Source organism: Halobacillus sp. BBL2006, from assembly GCF_000786645.1.
In the GTDB taxonomy this organism is placed as follows: domain Bacteria; phylum Bacillota; class Bacilli; order Bacillales; family Halobacillaceae; genus Halobacillus.
Window position 1 is genome coordinate 1 of record NZ_JRNX01000627.1, and the last position, 2,984, is coordinate 2,984.

The following is a 2,984-nucleotide window of genomic DNA, read 5'->3' on the forward strand; positions in this document are numbered from 1 at the left end:
ATGAATTTCGTGCAGAAACAAGATTTGTTCTTTTATTTAAAGCAGTTTTTTATGCAGAATATTGATATGGATGGAACACCGAGAACGATTCTTTGGAAAGATAGTATGCTTTATCATGTAAAGTATCTTTTGCTGCTTTTCCTCCTTGGCATTTCCATAATAGGGATGCCTATTATAACGGTATTGCTATTTATTAAAGGTTTGGTAATCGGTTTTTCTGTCGGCTTTCTCGTTAATCAAATGGGTTGGTATGGTCTGTTAATTTCATCTGTGTCTATCGCACCTCAAAATTTGATTATCATCCCAGCGTATTTGATTGCTGGATCATTGGCTCTTATTTTTTCGCTTACATTATGCAAGCAATTATTCATAAGAAGAGTCCATCAGCCCCTTTTAAAAGCATTTACCAGATACAGTGCGTGGTTTGGGGTTCTGTTAGTAATATTGATGTTTTCTTCCATTATTGAAGTATTCTTTTCTAATACGATTCTTGAATATGTGTTACGTTGGTTATACAAATAATTATCAATTAATAATTATTTCAAATAATAGATTATAATAATTATAATTTGACACTCGTTCTGTCTCTGATTATAATTAAGTTGGTATTACGAGGGAGGGACGAGCGAATGGAGCATCGTATAGAGAAGATAAAAAAACAGTTGCATTCCCAGAGCTACAAGCTAACACCACAGAGGGAAGCTACGGTCCGAGTGCTTTTGGAAAACGAAGAAGATCATTTAAGTGCAGAAGATGTTTACCTCCTCGTAAAAGAGAAAGCACCCGAAATCGGTCTGGCTACAGTTTACCGTACGCTGGAACTGCTAACTGAACTAAAAGTCGTAGACAAAATCAACTTCGGTGACGGAGTTTCCCGTTATGATTTGAGAAAAGAAGGTGCTACACACTTTCACCATCACTTGGTGTGCATTGAATGTGGTTCTGTCGAAGAAATTGATGAAGATCTTTTAGGTGATGTAGAAAATCAAGTTGAAAATCAGTGGGGATTTGAAGTGAAAGATCATCGCTTAACATTCCACGGGATATGTAGAGTGTGTCAAAAACAAGCAGTTACAGCTTCCTCATCTAAACAAACTGAAGAATGAATCGTGTGCCGCTATGATTTTTACATAGTGGCTTTTTATTTTGATTCTATGAATTCTCATTTATAAAAAGCCATTTCTCTTCATTTCTATTTACAAACATAAAGAAATCGTGTACGTTTATCGTAGATGGGACAGTTGTTCATACAACTCTATCAATTGTGTTGTCAAAACGAACTTGATTTCGATGTATAATCCCAGGCTTTTGGGGCATATCCTTTTACAAACAGCATGTAAAAGGAGAGAGATTGTGGCGAATCTGACACGCAATTTGAAAGATTTACTCAAAGTCCTCATAGTTTTTACAATATGTACGTGTGTATTTTACTTTGCTTTGAGACTAGTACATGAAGAATATGAAAGACAACATCGATATGATCCTCCAGGTGGGGCTGCAGTCAAAGTTTACCAGCCGGTTGAGCAAGAGTGGACGGATCGATTGTCGATATTCTTTCGTCTAGGAGAGTAGGTGAACGATGCAGGATGCTTTAGAAGATTTTTTTCATTATTTAACTGTGGAGCGAGGTCTATCACCGAACACGATACAATCGTACAAGCGGGACCTGACCCAATACCAGGCTTTTCTTCAAAAAGATATCGGTATTACTAGCTGGGATTCAATCAGCAGGACTCACATTATGCAATATCTTCACCAATTGAATGATAAAGGGCGCTCTTCTGCAACGGTAGCTAGATTACTTTCTTCTATCCGTCTCTATCATCAGTTCTTAATCCGTGAAAAGGTTACGAACCAGGATCCTAGTTTACATATAGAGACACCGAAGAAAGAACGGAAGTTACCTAAGGTCCTGTCTTCAGATGAAGTGGATAGGCTGTTGAACATTCATGCGAAAGATCCGTTGTCTGCAAGAAATAAAGCAATGCTTGAAATGTTATACGCTACTGGTCTCCGGGTTACAGAGCTAGTTTCCTTGAAGGTAAGTGATCTTCATTTAACGATGGGGTTTGTCAGATGCCTGGGGAAAGGATCCAAGGAACGCATTATACCTTTGGGGGATATGGCAAAAGAGGCCGTCGAACTTTATTTGGAAACTGGCCGCGGGGAGCTTGTCAAACAGAAACTTACAGAAGAGTTATTTGTCAATCACCATGGGAATAGATTGACGAGACAAGGATTTTGGAAGATTCTGAAAGCGGTTGCTCTCGAAATGGGGATAAAAAAAGATCTCACTCCACATACGCTCAGACACTCTTTTGCAACACACCTGCTTGAAAATGGTGCCGATTTAAGAGCTGTGCAGGAGATGCTTGGGCACGCGGACATATCAACTACACAAATCTATACACACGTGACAAAGACACGTTTAAAAGATGTTTACCGCTCGTATCATCCTCGAGCGTAAACACTTTTTTACATTTTTAGTCGTCTGACATCCTACAACTCCCCGTTTAGCGTAAAATCTTTAAGATTTGGGAAATTAAAAATTAGGAGGGATCGTTAATGAGACAATTTAACCGTGTATTTTTAATCGTTATGGACTCCGTCGGAATCGGCGAAGCGCCAGATGCAGAAAAATTTGATGATAAAGGAGCCGACACGCTCGGACATATAGCAGATCACATGGGTGGGCTTAATATGCCGAATATGGGGTCTTTAGGACTGAGTAACATCCGTAAAATTAAAGGCATCGATGCCGCTGATCATCCTAAAGCTCATTACACCACTATGGTTGAAGCTTCTAACGGAAAGGATACGATGACAGGTCACTGGGAGATTATGGGCTTATACATTGATCAGCCGTTCCGTACGTTTCCGGATGGCTTCCCTGAAGAGCTGTTGAATGAAATCAAAGAAAAAACAGGACGAGGAATCGTTGGTAATAAGCCAGCTTCTGGGACAGAGATCATTAAAGAATTAGG

The 2,984-nt window shown here is 39.3% G+C and carries 4 protein-coding genes and 1 pseudogene; all 5 read left to right on the top strand.

Annotated elements, in window-relative coordinates; all coding sequences use genetic code 11:
- A partial coding sequence (spoIIM, locus tag LD39_RS17175) for a stage II sporulation protein M (protein WP_035550495.1) occupies positions 1 to 522 on the top strand: 522 nt, incomplete at its 5' end.
- A gap of 107 nt (positions 523 to 629) precedes the next feature.
- Positions 630 to 1,106, top strand: a complete 477-nt coding sequence (locus tag LD39_RS17180; protein ID WP_035550498.1) for a Fur family transcriptional regulator — start codon at positions 630 to 632, stop codon at positions 1,104 to 1,106.
- Positions 1,107 to 1,353: 247 nt separating this feature from the next.
- Complete coding sequence (locus LD39_RS17185; RefSeq protein WP_035550500.1) at positions 1,354 to 1,572, top strand: YqzK family protein; 219 nt, start codon at positions 1,354 to 1,356, stop codon at positions 1,570 to 1,572.
- Between the two features lie 7 nt (positions 1,573 to 1,579).
- A complete protein-coding gene (xerD, locus tag LD39_RS17190; RefSeq protein ID WP_035550502.1) occupies positions 1,580 to 2,467 on the top strand; it encodes a site-specific tyrosine recombinase XerD in 888 nt (295 codons plus the stop codon).
- A gap of 98 nt (positions 2,468 to 2,565) precedes the next feature.
- Positions 2,566 to 2,984 (top strand): annotated as a pseudogene (locus LD39_RS17195) (phosphopentomutase); the annotation flags it as partial.

What these genes read in the sequence shown, in the direction of transcription:
- LD39_RS17180 (WP_035550498.1), top strand. Translation starts at nt 630, where the DNA reads ATGGAGCATCGTATAGAGAAGATAAAAAAACAGTTGCATTCCCAGAGC.
- xerD (WP_035550502.1), top strand. Translation starts at nt 1,580, where the DNA reads ATGCAGGATGCTTTAGAAGATTTTTTTCATTATTTAACTGTGGAGCGA.